This is a genomic window from Acinetobacter lanii (assembly GCF_011578285.1).
GTDB classification, from domain to species: Bacteria; Pseudomonadota; Gammaproteobacteria; order Pseudomonadales; family Moraxellaceae; genus Acinetobacter; species Acinetobacter lanii.
The window spans coordinates 907,823-930,282 of sequence record NZ_CP049916.1 but is presented as its reverse complement, the minus strand read 5'-3'; the positions used below and the strand labels follow the sequence as shown (position 1 = coordinate 930,282).

Here is a 22,460-nt window from a genome sequence, read left to right as displayed (position 1 = left end):
GCGCAGTCAAAAAAAAGCTTACCCACAGGTAAGCTTTTTTGTGTTTAAGACTTAAGCAGTTTGCTCAAGTACTTTTTTGAACAGATCTTTTTGCTCTTGGCTTGGCTTCGCAGTTTGTAAAGCCATCAATTGAGACATATCGCCTTGAACTTTGATTTTGCCTGTCATGAATGCTTGCATTGCAGCAGCCATATCAAACTCTAAGAAAACTTTACGCAGTGTATCTGCATCTAAGTTCAAAGTTGTTTTGGCATTTGCAGAAGAACCTTTTACGATTTTACCGCTGTCTAGTGCCAATTCAGTTGTACCTTCAGTACCTGTTACAACCAAGTTTAAAGCTAAATTCGCAAGTGATGGTGGCAAGTTTAAATCACCAGCTTCATTTGTTAATTTTTCAACGTTAGCAAACCAATCATCAGTTAAAAATGCAGGCATGTTCATTCCTCAATGTATTTATTCAATTTTATTGTGCCATCTATCCAAGACAACCACATGATGAAGCATAATGCTTGAGTATTGTTATAGCACGATAATTTCATCCTGCACCAAATTTTTTTGTACTCTATGTTCAATTTTTTATCGATTTTTTTGATTCAATTTCAAGATTGTACAAGAACTGTCTGTTTTTTATTTTAATGTAATTTTGTCAATGATTTAATCTATCGAGACTTTATACATTTTTGGAACAATTGATCATTTTACTGATTTGATTCATTTTTTAACCCGTCACTTTGGTTGCTTAAACCATAAAGCTACAAAAGTCTCAAAAAAAAGCACCTCAATATTGAGATGCTTTTTTTGACTCAATGAACAAATTAGGATTAATCCGCCATAAAGCCTAAATTGACCATATCAATACGTTTGCTGCTTTCTGCTGAATCAGTTGAACAACTGCCGGTGAAATCAATCTCACGTTGTGCATCCAGCGCTTCAAAGTCAAACAAATCACGGTCTGCTAATTGTGAAGGCGAAACATTCTGCATTGCACCGAAAATGCTGTGTAAGCGTTTAGGATGCTCTTTATCCCATGCACGTAACATGTCATTGATAATGGCACGCTGTAAGTTCTCTTGAGAACCACATAAGTTACATGGAATGATTGGGAAATTACGCATTTCCGCATATTTGATAATGTCTTTTTCTTCAACATAAGCCAAAGGACGAATCAAAATGTTCTTTTTGTCCGACGACAACAGTTTCGGTGGCATCGCTTTTAAGCTACCGCCATGGAACAAGTTCAAGAAGAAGGTTGCCATGATGTCATCACGGTGATGCCCGAGTGCCACCTTAGTCGCACCAATTTCTTGCGCGAAACCATAGAGCGAACCACGACGTAAGCGCGAACATACTGCACAATAGGTCTTGCCTTCAGGGGTCAACTTTTTGGTGATGCTGTAGGTGTCTTTTTCCAAGATGTAATACGGGATGTTATTTTCTTCTAAATAACGCGGCAATACATCTTCAGGAAAACCCGGTTGCTTTTGGTCAAGGTTGACCGCGACCACATCAAAATTGATCGGGGCAATGCGCTTAAACTGAAGCAAAATATCCAGCATGGTATAACTGTCTTTACCACCAGACACGCATACCATGACCTTGTCACCCTCTTCAATCATTTTGTAGTCACGAATTGCATGACCGACTTGACGACGAAGTTTCTTTAACAAACGATAATAAGCAGAGCTTGTAGGCGGTTCAGGCTTAAAATTAAATCCTTGATCGGACTCAACTGGCGAGTACATAGACGAAATTAACCATAAAAAAAATACTGCACAATTTTAGCCGATTCGATGCTTAATCGCATCTAAAGAATTTTTATTTTTTAAGGGTCATTTTTTTATTTCACGATGCTGTCATATTCACGTATCTAAAATGCACGCTTGCGTTCATTTTTTACCCACACTGCTTATATTTTGGACTTTTCCACAGTTTTCCACAAAACCTGTGGATAAAATTGTGGACGGATTGGGGCTTGACAAACTTTTCGCAAGGCTAGATGGGACTCTCCCTTAGATTGATCATTTTTTAACCAATCATTTTAAACATTAATTATCAATAACTTATGAGTGTCAAGCAGTAGAAAATAAATAAAAATAAATAATTTTTTTGGATATTATCCCAACAATTAAGACTTGATTTTTTGTAAATGTATTGTTAAAAATCAGCATAGCGTATTTCTTTGTGCATAACTTTGATAAACTCCTCATAACATTGGGGTAAACAAATTTAAATTATAAAAAATGAAAAAATTGATTCGTCGTCATGGCTGGCTATTGCTTGGGAATATTGGGCTTGCATGCTTGTCAACTTACAGTTCTGCCGGACAAACCATCTATCAATACCGTGAAAGTAGTGGTTCAACCCTGCTGACCAATAAAAAAAGCAGCAACAGCAATTTAAAGATTGAAAAGAAAACCTATTATCCTGACAGTAATATCCACAGTTATAGCAATTGGGGCAGTTCTGAAGCCTCGGTTTTACCCAGTTATAGTCGCAATAAAAATGCCTTTGACAGCTACATTCGCCAAGCCGCTCAAACCTATGGCGTGTCTGAAGGGTTGATTAAAGCGGTGATGCATACCGAATCTGGTTTTAATACCCAAGCGCGCTCCCCTGTTGGAGCACAAGGCTTAATGCAACTGATGCCTGCCACGGCAAAAAGATTCAATGTAAATAATGCCTATGACCCACAACAAAACATTCATGCCGGTGCCAAATATTTGGCGTGGTTGATGAAACGCTTTAATGGCAATATTCAGTTGGCGCTTGCAGGCTATAATGCCGGTGAAGGCAATGTGCAAAAGTACGGAGGCATCCCACCGTTTCGTGAAACCCAAGATTATGTACGTCGCGTCACCAGTCGTTTAAATAACCTCTATGCCAATGGTTTATCGATCAGTGCGAACAATTCACCACAGAATAGTGTTAATACTGAATCGACCAACAATATTTCAGGTCAACTCATTGCTCAAGGAACAAATACGCCTTCGAGTACAAAAACTTATAGCAATTCAAGCATTAATTATGTACCTCGTGAGATTATCAGAACTCAAGATGGGACATATACCGATATGCCTGCACGAAGTTACTCGACCAGCAATGCCATGGCTTCTGCCAAAATCACCATTTCCAATTAATTCATTGATTTAACGCATTTTTGCAAGATTGCGCTATTTTGTATTAATTTACGTTTGCCACTTGAATTTCATTGCCACAGAACGCATATTTAAGATATCGTTTTTGATTCAAAAACCAAATTATTATTTATTAAAAAGAGGATTTTCTCGATGATGCGGATTGGTTTGTTTTTGCTAACCAACCTCGCGGTACTGGTTGTAGCAGGCATTATCTTGTCGCTACTCGGTGTCGGTCGTTACCATGGTGCAGGCGGTCTAAATTTAGGCAACTTGCTCGTAATGTGTTTTGTCTTTGGTATGGTGGGTTCGATGATCTCACTGTTCATGTCAAAATGGCTTGCGAAAAAGACAACTGGTACAGAGTTGATTGATCCAAATGCACCTCGTAACCAAGCAGAAGCATGGTTAATTCAAGAGATTGCACAGTTAGCACAACGTTCAGGCATTAACATGCCAGAAGTGGGTATTTTCCCTTCTTATCAATCCAATGCTTTTGCAACAGGTTGGAATAAGAATGATGCGCTTGTGGCCGTTTCGACTGGCTTACTTGAGCGTATGAATAAAGATGAGCTTCGTGCAGTATTGGCACATGAGATCGGTCACGTGGCCAATGGTGACATGGTGACCCTGGCGCTGGTGCAAGGTGTAGTGAATGCCTTTGTGATGTTCTTTGCCCGCGTGGTGGGTGATTTTATTGACCGTAATGTGTTTGGTCGTGAAGAAGGTGAAGCGCCAGGATGGGGTTATTTCATAATCACTATGGTGCTTGATATTGTGTTCGGTATCGCTGCTTCTGCAATCGTGATGTGGTTCTCTCGCTACCGTGAATACCGTGCCGATGAAGCCGGTGCGCGTTTAGCAGGTAAAGATGCCATGATTTCCGCTTTGCTTCGTCTACAAGCGGAAACAGAATTGCCGGATCAAATGCCAAAAGAAATGAAAGCTTTCGCGATTTCTGCGGGTAGTGAAGAAGGATTCAGCTTGGCTGCCTTATTCCAAACCCATCCGACCATTGAACAACGTGTCGAAGCATTGCGTCAGTTGGACTGCCGTTAAGAGCCAGTGTTGATGAGCGTTTAAAGTGTCATAAAAGAAGCCTCAATGTGAGGCTTCTTTTTATTGGAATTACAATTTGATCTTTAATGTTGAAAGAAGATTTTAATGATGCATATTTTGCATCCATTCCCATAAGGCAACCCCACCGAACCAAGTCGCCAGCAATAAAGCCACAATCACAATTGCACCCAATAAATCCGGTATATGTAGCCACAACCAAGCAATGATTGGGTTACGCCAAAAAGCCGATTGCTGTTGCTTCTGTTCCAATTTTTCATGCAAAAATGGGTGCACCACATGATCTTCACTGTGGATTTGATATTCTGTGCGAATATGCTCATGAACAACGTCTAACGCTTTACGACTCGGACGGATAAAAATATCAAACAAGGTTCCAGCGACCGGAATAAAACCGACCACTGCATCCATGACCGCCAATTTAATCACACCATTGAGTTTCTCTTGTGGCACACCAATCTGTTTGGCTTTGACCACGGCGTAGCAGGTCAGCACAAAGCCTGCGATATCTCCTGCAACGGGAATGGTACTGAGTGCGGCATCTGCACCCACCCCTTGTTTGGTAAATGGAATCCGCACCACAGAGTCCATCATATTGGCAAATTTTGCCAAATCGCGTTCTAAACGAATCACTTCAGCTTGAGATAATTTTTTTTGTTGGGGCATATCAGTCTGTTCTAGGTCTTTAGTCCTTTAATAGCGTGTTTTAGGCTAGCAATCAATATGATTTTCTAAAGATGAATCAGTGCTTAAGTCAAGTCAGCCTGTTCTTATATCTATTTAAAGCATTGAATTGAGTTTTGAATGCATATCTCTGCCCTATTGAAGCCTAAAACTTTTAAAAAAGCCTCAGCATTTGCGATGACTGAGGCGTTATACGTTAAGTTACTTGGTTTAGATTGTGCGTCGAATTTAATCTTCAAAAATGTTATTCACATCCAGTTTCGCTGGCTTTTACCTTAAAGATTGAACGCACTAACACATACATAAAGGGAATAAAGATCAACACCAAAATGGTGGCAAAGATCACCCCACCTAAAACGCTAATCCCAATTTCTTGACGGCTTGCAGCGCCAGCACCAAAGGCAAACACCAATGGAATAATCCCTGCACCAAAAGCCAAAGAGGTCATCAGAATCGGGCGTAAGCGTAGGCTTGCCCCTTCAAGTGCGGCTTGAATGATACCCTGCCCCCGCTGTTGTGCTAAATAGGCAAATTCCACAATCAAAATGGCATTTTTACATGACAGACCAATGGTGGTGAGCAGTGCAATTTGGAAATAAATATCATTGGGAAAGCCGGCAAAATAACTAAACAGGATATTACCGCCAATGCCGAGTGGAATGGCACTCATTACCGCGGTCGGAATACTCCAACTTTCATACAGTGCTGCTAAGCACAGGAAGATAAAGCCAATCGACACCATATACAGTAAGAAAGACTGATTACTGGATTTTTGCTCCTCAAAAGCCATGCCACTCCATGCCAAGTCGACCCCTGAAACACCTTCCACCATCGTAGTGATTTCCTGCATCGCTTGACCGGTACTCGCACCTTTGGCTTTGTCGGCTTCAAGTTCAATTGCGGTATAGCCATTGAAACGATTGACAATTTCAGGACCACCATTCCAAGACACTTGTGAGAAAGTGGTAAACGGCACCATCTCACCATTGCTGTTACGCACCGTCCAATACTCTAAATCTTCAGGTTTGGCACGATACAGCGCATCGCTTTGCATCATGACTTTTTTAATGCGTCCACGATCAATAAAGTCATTGATGTATTTTCCCCCCAAAGCTGCAGACAAGGTACTATTAATGTCCGAAATAGCCAAGTTGGATGCCATTGCCGCCTTTTGATCGATTTTCACCTCAAGCTTGGCTTTATCAGGTGCAGCTTTTTTGCCTAAGTTTTCAAAGGCTTTAAATTTTTCAGCTTCAGACTTGAGCTGATTAAATTTTTCACCCAGTACATTACGACCTTGACCATCAATATCACGTAGCCATAAATTTACGCCATTGGTATCACCCAAACCATTGACCACCGGTGGCATGGTGATCATCACTTTGGCATTTTGACTATTTTTAAAATGCTTCAACGCACGTTCACGAATCGCATCGGCACTGTTTTCTTGCCCCGAACGATCATCCCAATGTTTGAGCTTAATAAAGCCTTGTGCCAAATGCTGACCTGTACCTGAACGGTTACGTCCATAGCGCAACATCACCAATTCAACATTGGCCTTTTCTTGCTCTAAGAAGTAAGAACGTACTTCCTCACCCATGGCAATGGTTTTCGTCATGGGTGCATTGTCTTGCAAAGTTACTTGTACACTCAATGTACCTTGATCTTCGCTGGGTAAAAAACTGGTCGGTAAAATCCGATAAAACAATCCAAATACAGTCACCAAAGCCAAAGCAATCACGATGGTGATCAAGCGATGCTGAATGCTTAAGCTTGAGAGTTTGATATAACGGGTTTTAAGCGCATCTAAAAAACCATTAAATCGAGTTGCCCAGGTATAAGCTGTATGCGAGGGCTTTAAAATAATGGCGCATAGGGCTGGTGTTAAAATTAATGCCACTGCCAATGAAATCGCCATCGCCGTAACCAAAGTGATGGAAAACTGACGATAAATCACGCCGGTCGAACCACCAAAAAAAGCCATCGGGATAAATACTGCAGTTAACACCAAGGTGATCCCGATCAATGCCCCACTGATCTCTTGCATCGATTCAATCGAGGCTTGTTTGGCAGAGAGTTGCTGTTCCTGCATCAAACGTTCGACGTTTTCCACCACCACAATCGCATCATCGACCAACAAACCAATGGCGAGTACCAAAGCAAATAAAGTTAAGGTATTGATGCTCATACCAAACAGATACAGCACCGCCATGGTGCCTAAAATCACCACAGGGACGGTAATTGCAGGAATGAGCGTGGCACGCCAATTCTGTAAGAACAGGAACATCACCACAATCACCAACAGAATCGCTTCAAATAAGGTTTTGATCACCTCATGAATCGATTCTTCTACAAAGGGCGTATTATCACTTGGATAAACCATTTTGTAGCCTTTAGGCAACTGATGAGAAAAATGATCGACGGTCTGTTTAATCAGTTTCGAGGTTTCAATCGCATTGGCACCTGAGGCCAAAGACACCGCCATACCTGAAGATGGAAAACCATTAATGGTGTTATAGGCTTGATAATTTTCTGCACCCAACTCCACCCGAGCCACATCTTTTAAATAAACGTATTCACCCGATTGAGTGGCTTTAATAATGATGTGATTAAATTCATCAACCGTTTTTAAGCGTGAACCTGAGGTCACTTTGGCATTTAAATACTGCTCTGAAGCAACCGGTAACTCGCCTACCCCTCCGGCAGCCACCTGAGTATTTTGTGATTCAACCGCACGTTGAATGTCACTGGGAATGAGTTTGAATTGGCGCAGTTTATTCGGATCTAGCCATATTCGCATGGCAAATTGTGAACCAAAAACATCAACCTCACCCACCCCCTCTACACGGGCAATTTCAGACTCTAAATGGGTCAGTAAATAGTCAGACAATTCGATATTGTTGCTTTTGCCGGTTTCATCATACAGCCCGATCACCATATGGGTATCACCCAAGGATTTCAGTACATTCACGCCCTGTCGTTGTACGTCTTCAGGTAAACGATTGAGTACGCTGTTAATCGAGTTTTGCACTTGTACCTGTGCAGTATCAGGATCGGTCCCATTTTCAAAGCTGATATTGATCCGACTCCGTCCGTTCGAGTCACTGCTTGAACTGAAATACAGCAGATGATCCAAGCCTTTAATTTGTTGTTCTAAAACTTGGGTAACACTTTCCTCTACGGTTTCAGCATCCGCGCCGGAATAACTGGTGCTAATCGCAATTCGTGGCGGTGCAATATCGGGATAACGTTCAATCGGTAAATTCAGTACCGAAAACAGGCCTATGGCCATTACGAAAATCGCAAGCACACCAGCAAAGATAGGACGTTCAATAAAAAACTTAGAGAGCATTATTTTAATTTCACAATCAATTGAGTGGAAAAATTTCTATCTATACAAAATATAACAAACAGAATGATCTTCCGTGACTCCTGTTCAAAACACAAGAAAAATAACAGAAAGTCTTTAGATTGAGGCAATTAAGGAGAAAATATGAAGATCATTTTTCAGAATCTAGATGCTCTTCCATCCTATTTAACGTCTCCATCATAGACCTGTCATCAATTTGAAAAACAGCCCAGTCCATACTCAGATCAAACAACACAATCAGAGTTCATGATGATAAAAAAAATTGCCCTCAGTCTTTGTCTTTTAGCCCTTTTAAATGGCTGTAATGACGATGATCATGATTCAGATCAAAGTTCAAATCCAGCAACCCCACCCCATACAGAAGCTAAAATTATCATTGTCGGTCACCGTGGTGCCAGTGCGCTGCGTCCTGAACATACTTTAGCAGCGTATCAAAAAGCCATGGATGATGGTGCTGATTTTATTGAACCGGATTTGGTGTCCACTAAGGATGGCATTTTGGTCGCACGTCATGAAAATGAAATTGGTGGCACCACCAATATCAGCACTTTAGCCCAATTTAAAGATCGTGAAAAAAGCAAAGTTATTGATGGTGTGACCTTAAAAGGATGGTTCACTGAAGACTTCAGTTATAATGAACTGAATCAAAATGTTCGTGCGCGCGAACGTATTCCTGAATATCGGACTGCCAACACCCAATACAATGATCAATTCACTATTCCGACTTTAGATGAAATTATTCAATTGGCTGAAAAAAACTATCAAAAAACCGGGAAAGTTGTCGGCTTATATATTGAAACCAAACATCCCAGCTATTTCCAAAAAAATGGCTTGGCGATGGAAGATGCCTTACTTAAGACCTTAGCCAAATACAGTTATACCCGTGAAATTGCACCGATCTATTTACAGTCTTTTGAAGTGGCGAATTTGAAATATTTCAGGCAACAATTGAGTCTTCACAAAAGCCTAAAAAATGCAAAAATTATTCAACTTTTAGATTCACCTACAGCCTCTCCTGCCGATTTTGTTGCATCAGGCAATCCAAAAAATTATCTTGATTTAGCTTTGGCTTCTGGACTTAAAGACATCGCAAGTTATGCCGATGGCGTGGGACCGAGTAAAACTTATATCTTTTCCAACAGCGATGCCAACGCTACTACGAGCTTTATTCAAGATGCACATGCGGTAGGATTAAAAGTGCATCCCTATACTTTTCGACCTGAAAATGGCTTTTTGTCTGCCTATCACCGCTGTAATGACGTCATTGAGGAACGCTGTGCATCAGGCTCACTTAAAGAATTACAACGCTTCTTTCAAGCGGGTGTTGATGGTGTATTTACCGATGATCCTGCATTGGCTCGACAGGCATTAACTGCATATTTAAAGTCTGCAACGAAACCTTGAATTTTCATACCCCAATAAAAAAGAGGCGAATCGCCTCTTTTTTTAAGATTCATGTTTTAGCATTACTGAGTTGCTTCAGTTGTATGAGTCACTTCTTTACGAATGGATTCTTGAATCGAGATGTTGGTGGATTCACTGACTTTTTTAACTGTTTCATTTACTACAGGTTCAGCCACTGTACCATTTGCAACCTCCACCACTTCGGGTAAAGCTTTCTCAGCCGAAGGATTTATCAATGCAGATGTTGCAGGTGTTGCAGGTGTTGCAGGTGTTGCAGGTGTTGCAGGTGTTGCAGGTGTTGCAGGTGTTGCAGGTGTTGCAGGTGTTGCAGGTGTTGCAGGTGTTGCAGGTGTTGCAGGTGTTGCAGGTGTTGCAGGTGTTGCAGGTGTTGCAGGTGTTGCAGGTGTTGCAGGTGTTGCAGGTGTTGCAGGTGTTGCAGGTGTTGCAGGTGTTGCAGGTGTTGCAGGTGTTGCAGGTGTTGCAGGTGTTGCAGGTGTTGCAGGTGTTGCAGGTGTTGCAGGTGTTGCAGGTGTTGCAGGTGAGCCTAGCGGCATCCATTTATATTTCAAGTTTCCATTTAACGCAATCTGACCAATCCCTGGGAAAGGCAAATGCGCAGCAGCCACCACCGATTTATTCAGTGCCAACGCATCAAAGGTTTTGATTCGTGTTTCCGATGCTTTGACTGGATCGGTATCAAAATCAACAGACAGTTTCGGTTGTTCAAATTGCAACTGATGTGAATGTACAACATCCCCCAAGAAGACGAGCGTTTGATCGCCACTCACCAATTTAAAACTACGATGTCCCGGCGTGTGACCTGTGGTATTAATCACCTCTAACCCGTTGATCACCGCACCATCTTTAAAGGTTCGAAAACTTGAGGTTTTTTGATAGGGTTCAATCGCTTGTTGAATATGTATAACCGTTTGTTTAAATTTTTGTTGCGATGCGCTTGGCAGTGTGGTCACTGTATTTGGATCAAGCCAATATTTGCTTTCATCTTCATGTACATACAATGTTGCCAGTGGAAACACCGCCTTACCTGCGTTGCTGATACCACAAACATGATCCGGATGTAGATGGGTTAAAAATACGGTTTGAATATTGGACAGTTTATAGCCCACTGCTTCAATGTTCTTTGCGACAGAACCCAAATGATCTCCAAAACAACTGGCTGCCCCACTGTCGACCAACATTAAGGAATGCCCATCATCAATTAAAAAAGCATTTACCGATGTTGCTAAAGTATTTTCAATATTCAGTTGCTGAAAAAGCGCGGTACGTTCTTCATTAGAAATATTTTGATTAAAAAGCTCACGATTTAATTGATTGCTGCCATCTTGTAAAGCCACAATTTTATATGGACCAAATTGGTAGTTATAAAAACCTGACTGTGCCTTTGAAACATTGGATTGAATGCTGACGTCTGCCTGAGCAAATGCAAGACTGCTTAAACTCATCAATAAAGCGAGGGATAACGCTTTCATTTCTTCTCTCTTATTTATCTGATATTGTTAAAATTTTAGAATGGCTTGTTGTTCAAGTATGCTTTGCTATTTTGCCTGATATTTAAAAAAAAATTAACACATTACTCCAAATTCCTCTTCTAAGAGTAAAATTAGATTTAATTTTTATATAAAGTTCAGTGATTTATTCTAAATATATTGAAAACATTAAATCGATCAAACGTCTTAATCATATTGGCTAAAAAAAATCCCCACTTAAAGTGGGGATTTTTTAAACTTCATTGTGTAATGAAATTATTTACCGCCGAACACGTAAGCTACACCAACACGACCACCGACTTCACCGCCACCAGCAACACCGATTGCACCGCTGAATGATGTACGACCGTCTTTAAGTACAGTAGCAAGACCTAAAGCACCAGCGCCTTCGCTTTCATATACACCAGCACCACCGAATACAGCAGTTTGACCAGCACCTAAGTTAGGAATTGCTTGTTGAGCAGCTAAAGCAATTGCAACACCACGGTAAGCAGTTTTCTCTACGTCATCAATACGGTTATTCAATTGATCAACACGACCGTTGATTTTAGCTGCGTCTGCATTAAATTGAGTTAAACGTGAATCAACTTCAACGATTTTCTCATCTACTTCAGCAACTTTAGCATCAATTGCTTGAGAAGCATCAGCTACTGCTGAATCTACAGAAGTTTTAATACCATCAACAATACTTACACCACCAATTTGGTAGTCAGCTGCATTGATTACGCCTGTAGTGTCAATACCAGAAGCAGTGATCGTTGTTTTTTCTTCTGTTGTTTTACCATCAGCAGTTACTTTCTTAACTACTTCTGTACCATAAACATTTGAACCACTGTTTTCTTTGATTACACCTGTAGAAACATACTGTGTTGTTTCAGAAGTTGGTGCTTCACTGAAAGTTTTATCAATATCAGTCGTTGCAGCATTCGGGTTAGTAATACCAGCTTTAACTTGTTGTTGTACAACAACTTGTTTAGTCTCGCTATACGTTACATTTTTATTAGTTACAGTGTTGTGAACTTTATTTACATCAAAAGTACCAGATGTATAAGCTGCAGTACCAGTTTTAATATGAGAACCCGCTACTGGAGTAGAACCATTCCATTCAGCTAAGTCTGCACCATTACCAATAATTTCGTAGTATTGAGAAGCTAGTTCACGTCCAGCATCATCATTGTAAACTTCTAAAACGCGCTTACCGTCAACTGAATATTCACGAGTTTTTTGTACACCACCAACATCTTGCTTAATTAATGTACGATTAGCAACACTGCCGTCAGTTTGGAGACTACCAGCAGAGCTTAAATCTGCTAGAGCAATACCATTGCCTGTAAGCATAGTTACATTATTATTGTCACGTGCACTTACACCATAAATATTTTTTGAAGGATCTAGATAACCATCTCCATTCAGGCCATTTGAATAATCGCCAGTATTAGCGATGATACCTGACTGAACATAACGAATATCACCAGCAGCAGCATTTACTTTACCAAATGTACCACCTACATATTCTTCAGTGTTAGAACCATCTGGAGCAACGATAGTACCATCAACACTTCCTGCTGTAGTCAAAGTTGCACCTTGATAACCGTAAAGTACGTGCTCACCATTGATAACTTTATTTTCGAAGCCTGAATTTGTTGTAGAGCCTGTACGACCATCGATCTGACCACCTTTTTGTAGTGAGTTCAAGTCTACAGCGCCAGTATATTCAACAAGGTTGCCATTGCCATCATTACGGAAGAAACCGTCAATGTATTTTCCAGTAGTTGGGTTTTGGAAGCGATATACAACTTGACCATTCTCACCTGTATATTTGAATACGTCATATTTTACAGCTGAACCAGCGTTACCAACACCGCTTACAGATTGAGAGCCTAAATCAATACCAACCTCACGAGTACCATTAAGAATAGTACTTAATTCAGGTAAATAATCATTTGCAACTCGAACTTCACCATTTACATTTTTATTATAAGTTGAAGCTAATTCACTATGTACAGGAGCCTGTACTGCATATACACCAGTGCTAAGATCATTAGCATCAACATATTCTAAATCACTAAATACATATTTAGAATTTGCTAAATTTTCAGTCACCTGTACTGGAATTGCTTGTTGAGAAACAACTGCTGCGTTTACTGTTGATGCTGCTGCGATTGCTAAGCTTGCTGCTAAAAGCGTTTTTTGGAATTTCATTTAAATTTTCCCTTCAGTTTTTATAAAAAGACTGGTTCACCCTAGGATCGATGCAAACCAGCAAAACTTTTTTCGGATGTATGGTTTTCTTGAGTCTTTACCATTCATGACCAACCACCAGCGCGGTTACGGGCTAATCATATACAAATTGAAACACTAATATCAATCAATTTTTGATTTATTTTCAATTTTTAATTGATTAAAACAAAATGATCTTATTAATTATTATATAAGCAATTGTTTATTAAAAATATTTAAAAATAAAAATATTCAATTTTTGATTTATACAAATCACTTGATTGATACCATGATTTCAATCGGTTTTTATTAAATCTTTAGCTTATTTTTTAACTAAATTAATTAAATATTAATAATTTAAATTTAATGGGTTAAAAAACAAACTGAATAGTCCACTAATTTTTATCCAATCTACAAAAATTCACATGTAAAAATTTAAAATTCAGTTAAAATAATTTGATATTTTCTATTCTTAAATTGCGATATATGAGTAATCTTGACGAAAAAATTGCTTTTTCATTACGTTTAAAACAAGCCCTTACTCAAGCTAAACATCCAATTAGTCCGACTTACTTATCCAGAGAATTTAATCATCGTTATTCTGGTCAGCCAGTCAGCGTACAATCTGCTAATAATTGGTTACTAGGCAAAGCGATTCCGAATCAAGATAAGCTACTCATTCTATCCCTATGGTTAAACGTTTCTACACAATGGCTTAGATTTGGTGATCAAGACTCAAACAGTTCGATGACCTTTAACCGAGCAAACGCCAATTCAAAAGATGTTGATTTAATTGTAAAAATAAAATCTTTAACTTTTGGACAGAGAAAAATTGTTGAAGACTTAATAGAAGAATTTAGTAAATGCTAATCGAGTCATTCACTGCATTTTTTTTCAACATTTCTTTGTAGAGGGACAACTGAGTTTCGTATTCAATCAGTTTGCTATATAGAGACTTTATTTCATTCTTGTTTACCCAAATAAATTCTTCATGATCTTCAATATTAGAGTTCTGATTATTGATTTGATTGTTTTTCATTTAAGTAGCATCAATCATATTTTGATCAAACTATAAACTATTTCTTTAATTTCGCCAACATTTTATACACCAAAGTCGTACTTTTTTTCACAAAAAATTCTAATTTCATTATTTAACAAATACTTATATTTATCAAAATGTAAAAAACCCCCATACATGGGGGTTTTTTGATTTCAATAGTCAGTTGATGAATTACATCATACCGCCCATGCCACCCATACCGCCCATATCAGGCATTGCTGGTTTATCTTCTGGAATGTCTGTAATCATACATTCAGTTGTAAGCATTAACGCTGCTACAGATGCAGCATGCTCAAGTGCAGAACGCGTTACTTTAGCTGGGTCAAGAATACCCATTTCTAACATATCGCCATATTCACCTGATGCAGCGTTGTAACCGTAGTTACCTTCACCATTTTTCACAGCGTTGATCACCACTGAAGGCTCATCACCTGCATTGGCAACGATTTGACGAAGTGGCGCTTCGATCGCACGACGTAAAATGTTGATACCAACATTTTGGTCATCGTTTGCACCCACTAAACCGTCAAGTGCAGATGCAGCGCGTACCAGTGCAACACCACCACCAGCAACAACACCTTCTTCAACCGCAGCACGCGTTGCGTGAAGTGCGTCATCAACACGGTCTTTCTTCTCTTTCATTTCAACTTCTGTTGCAGCACCAATTTTAATCACTGCAACACCGCCTGCTAATTTAGCAACACGTTCTTGAAGTTTTTCTTTGTCGTATTCAGAAGTAGATTCTTCAATTTGCGCACGGATTTGTTTAACACGATCCGCGATTTGAGCTGCATCACCCGCACCATCCACAAGTACAGTATTTTCTTTAGATACTGTTACTTTATGCGCAGTACCTAAGTCTTGTAGAGAAGCTGTTTCTAAAGACATACCTACTTCTTCAGAAATCACAGTTGCGCCAGTCAAGATTGCGATATCTTGAAGCATTGCTTTACGACGGTCACCGAAGCCAGGTGCTTTCACTGCACATACTTTGATAATGCCGCGCATGTTGTTGACAACAAGGGTAGCCAATGCTTCGCCTTCAACATCTTCAGCAATTATAAGCAGTGGTTTACCTGTTTTAGCTACAGCTTCTAGTACTGCGATCAATTCACGAATGTTGCTGATTTTTTTATCAACAAGAAGAATGAACGGATTTTCAAGTTCAGCCGTTAAAGTCTCTTGTTTGTTTGCAAAGTATGGGCTGATATAACCACGGTCAAACTGCATACCCTCTACAACATCTAGAGAATCTTCGAAGCCTGAACCTTCTTCAACAGTGATTACGCCTTCTTTACCTACTTTTTCCATTGCTTGTGCAATGAGTTTACCTACTGTGGTGTCAGAGTTAGCAGAAATCGAACCCACTTGTTCAATCGCTTTCGTATCAGATGCTGGTTTAGCCGTTGCTTTAATGTTTTCAACAACCGCTTTAACCGCAAGGTCGATACCACGTTTAAGATCCATTGGGTTCATACCAGCAGTTACTGATTTGATCCCTTCATTTAAGATCGCTTGCGCCAATACAGTTGCGGTTGTTGTACCGTCACCTGCGATGTCATTGGTTTTAGAAGACACTTCACGAACCAATTGCGCGCCCATGTTTTCAAATTTGTCAGCAAGTGAAATTTCTTTGGCAACGGTTACACCATCTTTAGTAATGTGCGGTGCACCAAAAGAACGGTCAATCACAACGTTACGACCTTTAGGACCTAAAGTGACTTTCACTGCATCTGCAAGAACGTTAACACCCGCAATCATTTTCGCGCGAGCTGAATCACCAAATTTTACGTCTTTAGCTGACATGTTTAACTCCAAATATTTTTAAAATTTTACAATTTACTTGCAAAGAAAAAGTACTGAATAGCGTTCTGAATTAACCTTCTAGAACCGCTAAAATATCAGACTCTTTCATAATCAGAAGTTCTTCACCTGCAACTTTTACTTTTGTACCTGCATAGGTACCAAACAATACATTGTCGCCCACTTTAACGTCTAAAGCGCGAACGCCGTTGTCGGTGACTTTACCGTTACCCACTGCAATTACTTCACCTTGAGCAGGTTGCTCAGCTGCTGAAGTACTTAAAATTAAACCACCAGCAGTTTTAGTTTCTTTCTCAACACGGCGAATCACAACGTTGTCGTGTAAAGGACGAATATTGCTCATAGTAAACTCCATCAGACTTAGTCTTTTTTGGTCAAAAGATGATGACGTTTTTATTCCATCGGTCATCATCGAATAAAATCGATTTGATGACACTGTTGTGGGGATGGAAAAAAACGCTTCAAGGGGAAAAATTAAAAAAAATGAACTTTTTGTGTTTTTTTTAGACGAATTTAGGCGATTTAAGCCTTTTCGATGATTCGCTGATCTAAAATAAAATCTTGTCGCGCTACTTCAAAATAATAAGGATGCACATCCATATTATTTTCAATCACATTAAAGCCATTGGGAAGTCCGTGATGCAGACGATAAGAGGTTGCTGTCCCGGCATGAATTTCGAGTATGGGATGATGAGCGTTTAAATTGTAAATCTCATTCAAATTATAGAATGCACTTTGGTGTAAATGCCCATGCAATAATCCATTTAAACCTGATTTCGCCCACATCTCTAAAGCCATTTTGCCTAATACTGGACAATCCTTAATCCCATGCTGATCATCAGGTGGGGTATAAAAAGGTTGATGTGCCAAAATCAGTTTGATTTTGTCTGGTGGGGCGTGTTGCAGTAACTGATCCGTGCGTTCAATTTGCTCAAGCGAAATATAGCCTCGGGTGTGATATCGCCGACGGATACTGTTTAGACCGACAATATAGAAATGTTCGGTTTCCAAAACGCTTTCCATCTGCCCAAAAAATAGTTGATAACGTGCAAAAGGACTAAAGAAACGATTCCATAGATGATACAGCGGAATATCGTGATTGCCCGGAATCACAATATAAGGCCTGTCTAAGCTTTCTAAGAATTGCTTGCAAGCATAAAACTGTTTAAACCGAGCGCGCTGAGTCAAATCACCACTGACCACCACCGCTTCAGGTGGATGCAACTGACAAAAACGCTGTATCGCTTCGATACATTCAATTTTTTCGGTACCAAAATGCAGATCAGACAGATGCAGAATCATATGGCACCATAATTTTTAAAGCGTTCTTTGCCACTGAAAAATGGAGTGGTGTTTTTATTTCCATGAGTTCACCATCAATGGCAATGGTCAGTGATGATTTTTTAGAATATACCGCGACCTGCTCTCCACTAAAACTATAAACGTCTGCCGCCTTTTCCAAGTTGCCTCGAATTAATTGAAATAAAGTCTTAAATAAAGTGGCTTTATCACTCTTGGCAAGAATCACTCCTGCCACTTCTCCAAGCTCGGCGCACTTGGCAATTTTTAATTTCATCTCTTCGAGTTGAAGTTGATTGTTACCAAAAAATAGTAACGGTGTTTTGACTGGATATTTTGTGCCATCCACTTCCAATTCGAGTTTCAGTTCTTTACGATCACGAATCAGAACATCCAATCCTGAGGTATAAGCATGTAAAGGAAAGCGACCAAATTTTTGATTATACAATTCACGTTTTTTAATAAATAAAGGATACAAGCCCAAACTGGCGTTGTTTAAATAGATATGATCATTAATGCGAGCCACATGTGAAGCCCGTGCTTCACCTGTGCCCACAATCTTGGCTGCCTCTAATAAATCAAGCGGAATATTTAAAACCCGCGCCACATAGTTAAAAGTACCAAGCGGCAATATCCCCATCGGAATTTCTTGATTGAGCAATTGCGATGCGACGGCATTAAGGGTTCCATCTCCGCCTGCTGCCACTATCACACCATGATCTGTGTACTGTTGATGGCGACTGACCACCTTTTGCATTAACACCTCAATGCTTGCTTCTGAAGCGATATCAAAGACTTGAATTTCAAAGCCTTGCTCAGTCCATAATGTCATTAATTGTTCATAAATTTGATCATTTTTACTGGCGTGAAACCCTGACTTTTCGTTATATATCATCGATAAAGGTTTTAAGGACATATTCATCATTTATTGTATCTGTACTTATTTTTGAATAATTTCGACCAATTGAGCTCGAAAAAATAGCCCCTTTATGTAAAATTTTGATTATGCTGATTTATACAATCGATCAATAACGAATCATTTTAATTTATGTCAAATGATTCATATATAAGACTATTTATTACAAAAATACTAAACATCAAGTTAATCAATTTTACAATTAAGACCGTAAATAATTTATAAAATACTTATATTTCATTTGGTTATATAAAAATAGTTCTCATTCCCCAATTTAGCCTTTGGTCTTATTTTTTTTATTGAAATATGCTTTAATACAGCCACTTTTTTCATACTCAAATCCAAACATCTTTTTTTAGGTTTGGATTGTTATTTGTACGCCAATTGTACACATTTGATATAGGCCTCACCATGACCCAAGTGAACGCACCAGAATTCGTTCGTCACCCTCAGCTTATTGCATGGGTGGAAGAGATTGCACAATTAACTAAGCCAGCGAAAATTGAGTGGTGTGACGGTAGCCCTGAAGAGTATCAACGTTATATCGATTTGATGATCTCTAATGGCACCATGCAAGCACTTAACCAAGAAAAACATCCTGGTTCTTATTTAGCGAATTCTGATCCTTCTGACGTTGCTCGTGTTGAAGGTCGTACATATATTTGTTCAGAAAACAAAGAAGATGCTGGTGCAACCAACAACTGGGAAGCGCCTGCTGAAATGCGTGCACGATTAAACGGTTTATTTGATGGTTCTATGAAAGGTCGTACTTTGTACGTTGTACCTTTCTCTATGGGTCCTTTAGGTTCTCATATTGCACACATCGGTATCGAATTGACTGACTCTCCTTATGTTGCAGTCAGCATGTCAAAAATGGCTCGTATAGGTAAAGCTGTTTATGACGTTTTGGGTACTGACGGCGAATATGTTCCTTGTGTTCATACTGTTGGTGCGCCACTCGAAGAAGGTCAAAAAGACGTTGCTTGGCCGTGCAACCCGGATAAATGGATTGTGCATTATCCAGAAACGCGTGAAATCTGGTCATTTGGTTCTGGTTACGGCGGTAACGCATTGCTCGGTAAAAAATGCCTAGCGTTACGTATTGCATCTTACATGGGTCGTCAACAAGGTTGGTTGGCTGAACACATGTTGATCCTTGGTGTGACAAACCCACAAGGCGAAAAACACTACATCGCTGCTGCATTCCCATCAGCGTGTGGTAAAACCAACTTTGCTATGTTAATTCCACCAGCAGGTTATGAAGGTTGGAAAATTGAAACTGTAGGTGACGATATTGCTTGGATCAAACCAGGTGAAGATGGTCGTCTATATGCAATCAACCCTGAAGCTGGTTTCTTCGGTGTTGCTCCTGGTACAAATACCAAAACCAACCCGAACTGTATGGCAACATTGCACAAAGACGTGATCTATACCAACGTTGCAGTAACAGACAACGGTGAAGTTTGGTGGGAAGGTCTAACTAAAGAAGCGCCTGCAAATCTTACGAACTGGAAAGGACAACCACACACTGGTGAAGAAAAAGCAGCACATCCAAACGCTCGTTTCACTGTATCTGCGGGTCAATGCCCTTCTATCGATGCTGACTGGGAAAATCCAGCTGGTGTTCCAATTTCTGCGTTCATCTTCGGTGGTCGTCGTGCAGACACAGTGCCTCTAATTTCAGAAGCATTTGACTGGGTGGATGGTGTGTATAAAGCTGCAACGATGGGTTCTGAAACCACTGCTGCTGCTGTAGGTCAACAAGGTGTGGTACGTCGCGACCCATTTGCGATGCTTCCTTTCGCTGGCTACAACATGGCGGATTACTTCACTCACTGGTTAGAAATGGGCGAGCAAGTTGCTGCAAAAGCTGAAGCTGCTGGCAATAAACTTCCGGGTATCTATAACGTAAACTGGTTCCGTCGTGATGCTGAAGGCAACTTCGTATGGCCTGGTTTCGGTCAAAACATGCGTGTTCTTGAGTGGATCATCGATCGTTGTGAAGGTCGTGCAACTGCTGTTGATACTCCAATTGGTCGTGTTCCAACTTACGAACAATTGAACTGGGCGGGTTCAGACTTTACCAAAGAACAATTTGACTTGGTGACTTCACAAGATAAAGATCAATGGATCAAAGAGCTTGAAAGCCACACTGAATTGTTTGATAAATTGGGTGATCGTTTACCAGCGGCTCTTAAAGCACGTCAAAATGAGCTTTTAGAAGCGGTTAAATCAGCTTAAGTTGAGCTATCTAAAAAGGTCACTTCGGTGACCTTTTTTTTATGCAATGTATATCTCTATAGATTTTAATCCATCCCATATTAAACTTCTTGCATAAATCAAATTTTAACCACGATTTAATTCATAACTAAAGCTCCCTCTCCTTTAAAAGGAGGGGTTAGGGAGAGAATTTATATGAAAATTTTCCTTATCCTCACCTTCTCACAAAGTGAAAAGAAACCTTTCAAGCTGCATTTTATTATTTAATTTTGAACATTTTTCAACTTTTGCAAAAGATCTATTGCAAACCCATTTGAGCAATAAGCTTGGATAAAATTTAAAATTCAGAAAGCTCTTTTTCATTTTTAGCCATCAAAGCACCACACAAGCTATGGCATACTTAAAGCAACTTATTCAGGACGATGTCACAATGAAAAAAAATGCTGCTCTTCTGGGGTTTAGCCTTATGACTTTGGCACTTACCGCATGTCAAACCACGCCTCGTCAATACAATGGCATGACGGGCTATCAAATTGAAAATCAAAGTACAAATAGTGCCACTTTGGCTTATACCCTAGCTGGGCGTAAAGATCAGCAATTGGATCAAAATAAGCTCATGCGCGCATGTCAAAAAGTATTGGGAAGTAATCAAAATTACCAACTGAATATTTTAAGTGTGAATGAAATTATCAATCCAAGCCTAGGACAAAATGATCAAAAAAATATTCGCTTAGGTCAAAGCCGAACCTCTTTTGGATTTTCTAACACCCAAACCAACACCAGTAGTGATGACTATGCAACTCGTCAGGCACTTGAAACCAAACCAACTACTTTAAGTGTCGTGCGTTACACTTGTTCTTAATATTAAAATGATTGAGAGATAAAAAAGACGCTATTTATAGCGTCTTATAAAAACTCACATTTCTAAATTCAGGCGATTCATCCAAATCAGGCCAAGTGGTTGCACTTCTTTCATCCAATTTTTCATATTTAGGATGACTAAAGTTTTTCACGCGACTGTCTGCAACCCATACCTCAGACGCAAATTTTAAAAATTCATCCAAGAAGAAGCGATTGCATTGGTCATACAGTACGTCTGCTGCCAGTAACACATCGACTTGCTCGGCTTTATACAAATCATCTAAGTATTCAAGCTCAACATCATTTAATTCAGCATTGGCGCGGCAGGCATCTAAGCTAACAGAGTCAATATCACAACAAATGACGCGTTTTGCCCCTGCCATTTTTGCCGCAATTGCAACGACACCTGAGCCTGCACCAAAGTCTAAAACCACTTTATCTTTAACATGATGTGGTTCAGCTAACAAGCATTGCGCCATAGCCAAACCTGAAGCCCAACAGAAGATCCAATACGGCGTATCGTTCCAGATCCGACGAATCACCTCATCATCGAGTTTGTCTGTTGGAAAGACAGGGGGAATCAACCACAGGGAAATCGGCGTTTCAGGTAACTGCTGTGCATGCAATTCACAATATGGAATCACGTCATGCAAAGCTTTAAGTAGATGTTCCGGTGCTTTAGGAAATTGGAAAGTACAGCTCATATTAAGCCTTGGAGATGATTTTATTTGAATATATAAACATAATGGGTGCGCGACATCGTCGTCTGCTGCTGTACGAGACAGACCTTAATCGAATTAACAATGTTTCTGCGACATCATTAATCGAAAGACAAAATATGTCGAGTTCAGCAGATGACAAATGGTTTTCTTGCGTAGCTCGC

General features: G+C 39.9%; 16 protein-coding genes and 1 pseudogene. 6 read left to right on the top strand and 11 right to left on the bottom strand.

The window, feature by feature from the left end:
• Positions 1-51: 51 nt before the first annotated feature.
• The gene (locus G8D99_RS04280; RefSeq protein WP_166322941.1) at positions 52-435 is read right to left on the bottom strand and encodes an SCP2 sterol-binding domain-containing protein; all 384 of its coding nucleotides are present in this window, start codon (positions 433-435) and stop codon (positions 52-54) included.
• A 386-nt stretch (positions 436-821) separates the two neighbouring features.
• Positions 822-1,742: a tRNA 2-thiocytidine(32) synthetase TtcA gene (gene ttcA, locus G8D99_RS04275; protein ID WP_166322939.1), complete on the bottom strand. Its 921-nt coding sequence runs from the start codon at positions 1,740-1,742 to the stop codon at positions 822-824.
• 498 nt (positions 1,743-2,240) lie between these two features.
• On the opposite strand from ttcA, the gene G8D99_RS04270 reads away from it, so the two are divergent.
• Together G8D99_RS04270 and htpX are read left to right on the top strand one after the other, a co-directional pair.
• Complete coding sequence (locus G8D99_RS04270) at positions 2,241-3,137, top strand: lytic transglycosylase domain-containing protein (RefSeq protein WP_166322937.1); 897 nt, start codon at positions 2,241-2,243, stop codon at positions 3,135-3,137.
• 150 nt (positions 3,138-3,287) lie between these two features.
• Positions 3,288-4,193 (top strand): protease HtpX, encoded by a 906-nt coding sequence (gene htpX / locus G8D99_RS04265; protein ID WP_166322935.1) that lies wholly within the window; start codon positions 3,288-3,290, stop codon positions 4,191-4,193.
• A 102-nt stretch (positions 4,194-4,295) separates the two neighbouring features.
• Here the strand turns inward: htpX and G8D99_RS04260 are convergent, their stop codons facing one another.
• Both G8D99_RS04260 and G8D99_RS04255 read right to left on the bottom strand, forming a co-directional pair.
• Positions 4,296-4,877 carry a DUF4112 domain-containing protein gene (locus G8D99_RS04260; protein ID WP_166322933.1) on the bottom strand — a complete coding sequence of 194 codons (582 nt, stop codon included), beginning with the start codon at positions 4,875-4,877 and terminating at the stop codon, positions 4,296-4,298.
• A 262-nt stretch (positions 4,878-5,139) separates the two neighbouring features.
• Positions 5,140-8,247 (bottom strand): multidrug efflux RND transporter permease subunit, encoded by a 3,108-nt coding sequence (locus tag G8D99_RS04255; protein ID WP_166322931.1) that lies wholly within the window; start codon positions 8,245-8,247, stop codon positions 5,140-5,142.
• A gap of 267 nt (positions 8,248-8,514) precedes the next feature.
• On the opposite strand from G8D99_RS04255, the gene G8D99_RS04250 reads away from it, so the two are divergent.
• Positions 8,515-9,669, top strand: a complete 1,155-nt coding sequence (locus G8D99_RS04250) for a glycerophosphodiester phosphodiesterase (protein ID WP_166327512.1) — start codon at positions 8,515-8,517, stop codon at positions 9,667-9,669.
• Positions 9,670-10,214: 545 nt separating this feature from the next.
• Here G8D99_RS04250 and G8D99_RS04245 read toward each other — a convergent pair.
• Together G8D99_RS04245 and G8D99_RS15560 are read right to left on the bottom strand one after the other, a co-directional pair.
• Positions 10,215-11,159, bottom strand: a pseudogene (locus G8D99_RS04245) (MBL fold metallo-hydrolase); the annotation flags it as partial.
• 273 nt (positions 11,160-11,432) lie between these two features.
• Positions 11,433-13,379 carry a YadA-like family protein gene (locus G8D99_RS15560; RefSeq protein WP_171522753.1) on the bottom strand — a complete coding sequence of 649 codons (1,947 nt, stop codon included), beginning with the start codon at positions 13,377-13,379 and terminating at the stop codon, positions 11,433-11,435.
• 504 nt (positions 13,380-13,883) lie between these two features.
• Here G8D99_RS15560 and G8D99_RS04235 point away from each other — a divergent pair.
• Positions 13,884-14,267, top strand: a complete 384-nt coding sequence (locus G8D99_RS04235) for a hypothetical protein (RefSeq protein WP_166322927.1) — start codon at positions 13,884-13,886, stop codon at positions 14,265-14,267.
• A gap of 361 nt (positions 14,268-14,628) precedes the next feature.
• Here the strand turns inward: G8D99_RS04235 and groL are convergent, their stop codons facing one another.
• From groL to G8D99_RS04215, 4 genes are all read right to left on the bottom strand, one after another.
• Positions 14,629-16,263, bottom strand: a complete 1,635-nt coding sequence (gene groL, locus G8D99_RS04230; protein ID WP_166322925.1) for a chaperonin GroEL — start codon at positions 16,261-16,263, stop codon at positions 14,629-14,631.
• 70 nt (positions 16,264-16,333) lie between these two features.
• Complete coding sequence (locus tag G8D99_RS04225) at positions 16,334-16,624, bottom strand: co-chaperone GroES (RefSeq protein WP_166322923.1); 291 nt, start codon at positions 16,622-16,624, stop codon at positions 16,334-16,336.
• Between the two features lie 179 nt (positions 16,625-16,803).
• Positions 16,804-17,583 (bottom strand): metallophosphoesterase family protein, encoded by a 780-nt coding sequence (locus G8D99_RS04220; protein ID WP_166322921.1) that lies wholly within the window; start codon positions 17,581-17,583, stop codon positions 16,804-16,806.
• Entirely contained in the window at positions 17,564-18,502 is a 939-nt protein-coding gene (locus G8D99_RS04215; RefSeq protein ID WP_166327508.1) for a diacylglycerol/lipid kinase family protein, read from the bottom strand. Before G8D99_RS04215 ends, G8D99_RS04220 begins: the two co-directional genes overlap by 20 nt.
• A 405-nt stretch (positions 18,503-18,907) precedes the next feature.
• Between G8D99_RS04215 and G8D99_RS04210 the strand changes: the two genes are divergently transcribed.
• Positions 18,908-20,737, top strand: coding sequence for a phosphoenolpyruvate carboxykinase (GTP) (locus tag G8D99_RS04210; RefSeq protein WP_166322919.1), 1,830 nt, complete (start codon positions 18,908-18,910; stop codon positions 20,735-20,737).
• Positions 20,738-21,146: 409 nt separating this feature from the next.
• On the top strand, positions 21,147-21,578 hold the full coding sequence (locus tag G8D99_RS04205) for a hypothetical protein (RefSeq protein ID WP_166322917.1): 432 nt from the start codon (positions 21,147-21,149) through the stop codon (positions 21,576-21,578).
• A 34-nt stretch (positions 21,579-21,612) separates the two neighbouring features.
• On the opposite strand, the gene G8D99_RS04200 is transcribed toward G8D99_RS04205, so the two are convergent.
• Entirely contained in the window at positions 21,613-22,281 is a 669-nt protein-coding gene (locus G8D99_RS04200) for a class I SAM-dependent methyltransferase (RefSeq protein ID WP_166322915.1), read from the bottom strand.
• Positions 22,282-22,460 lie beyond the last annotated feature (179 nt).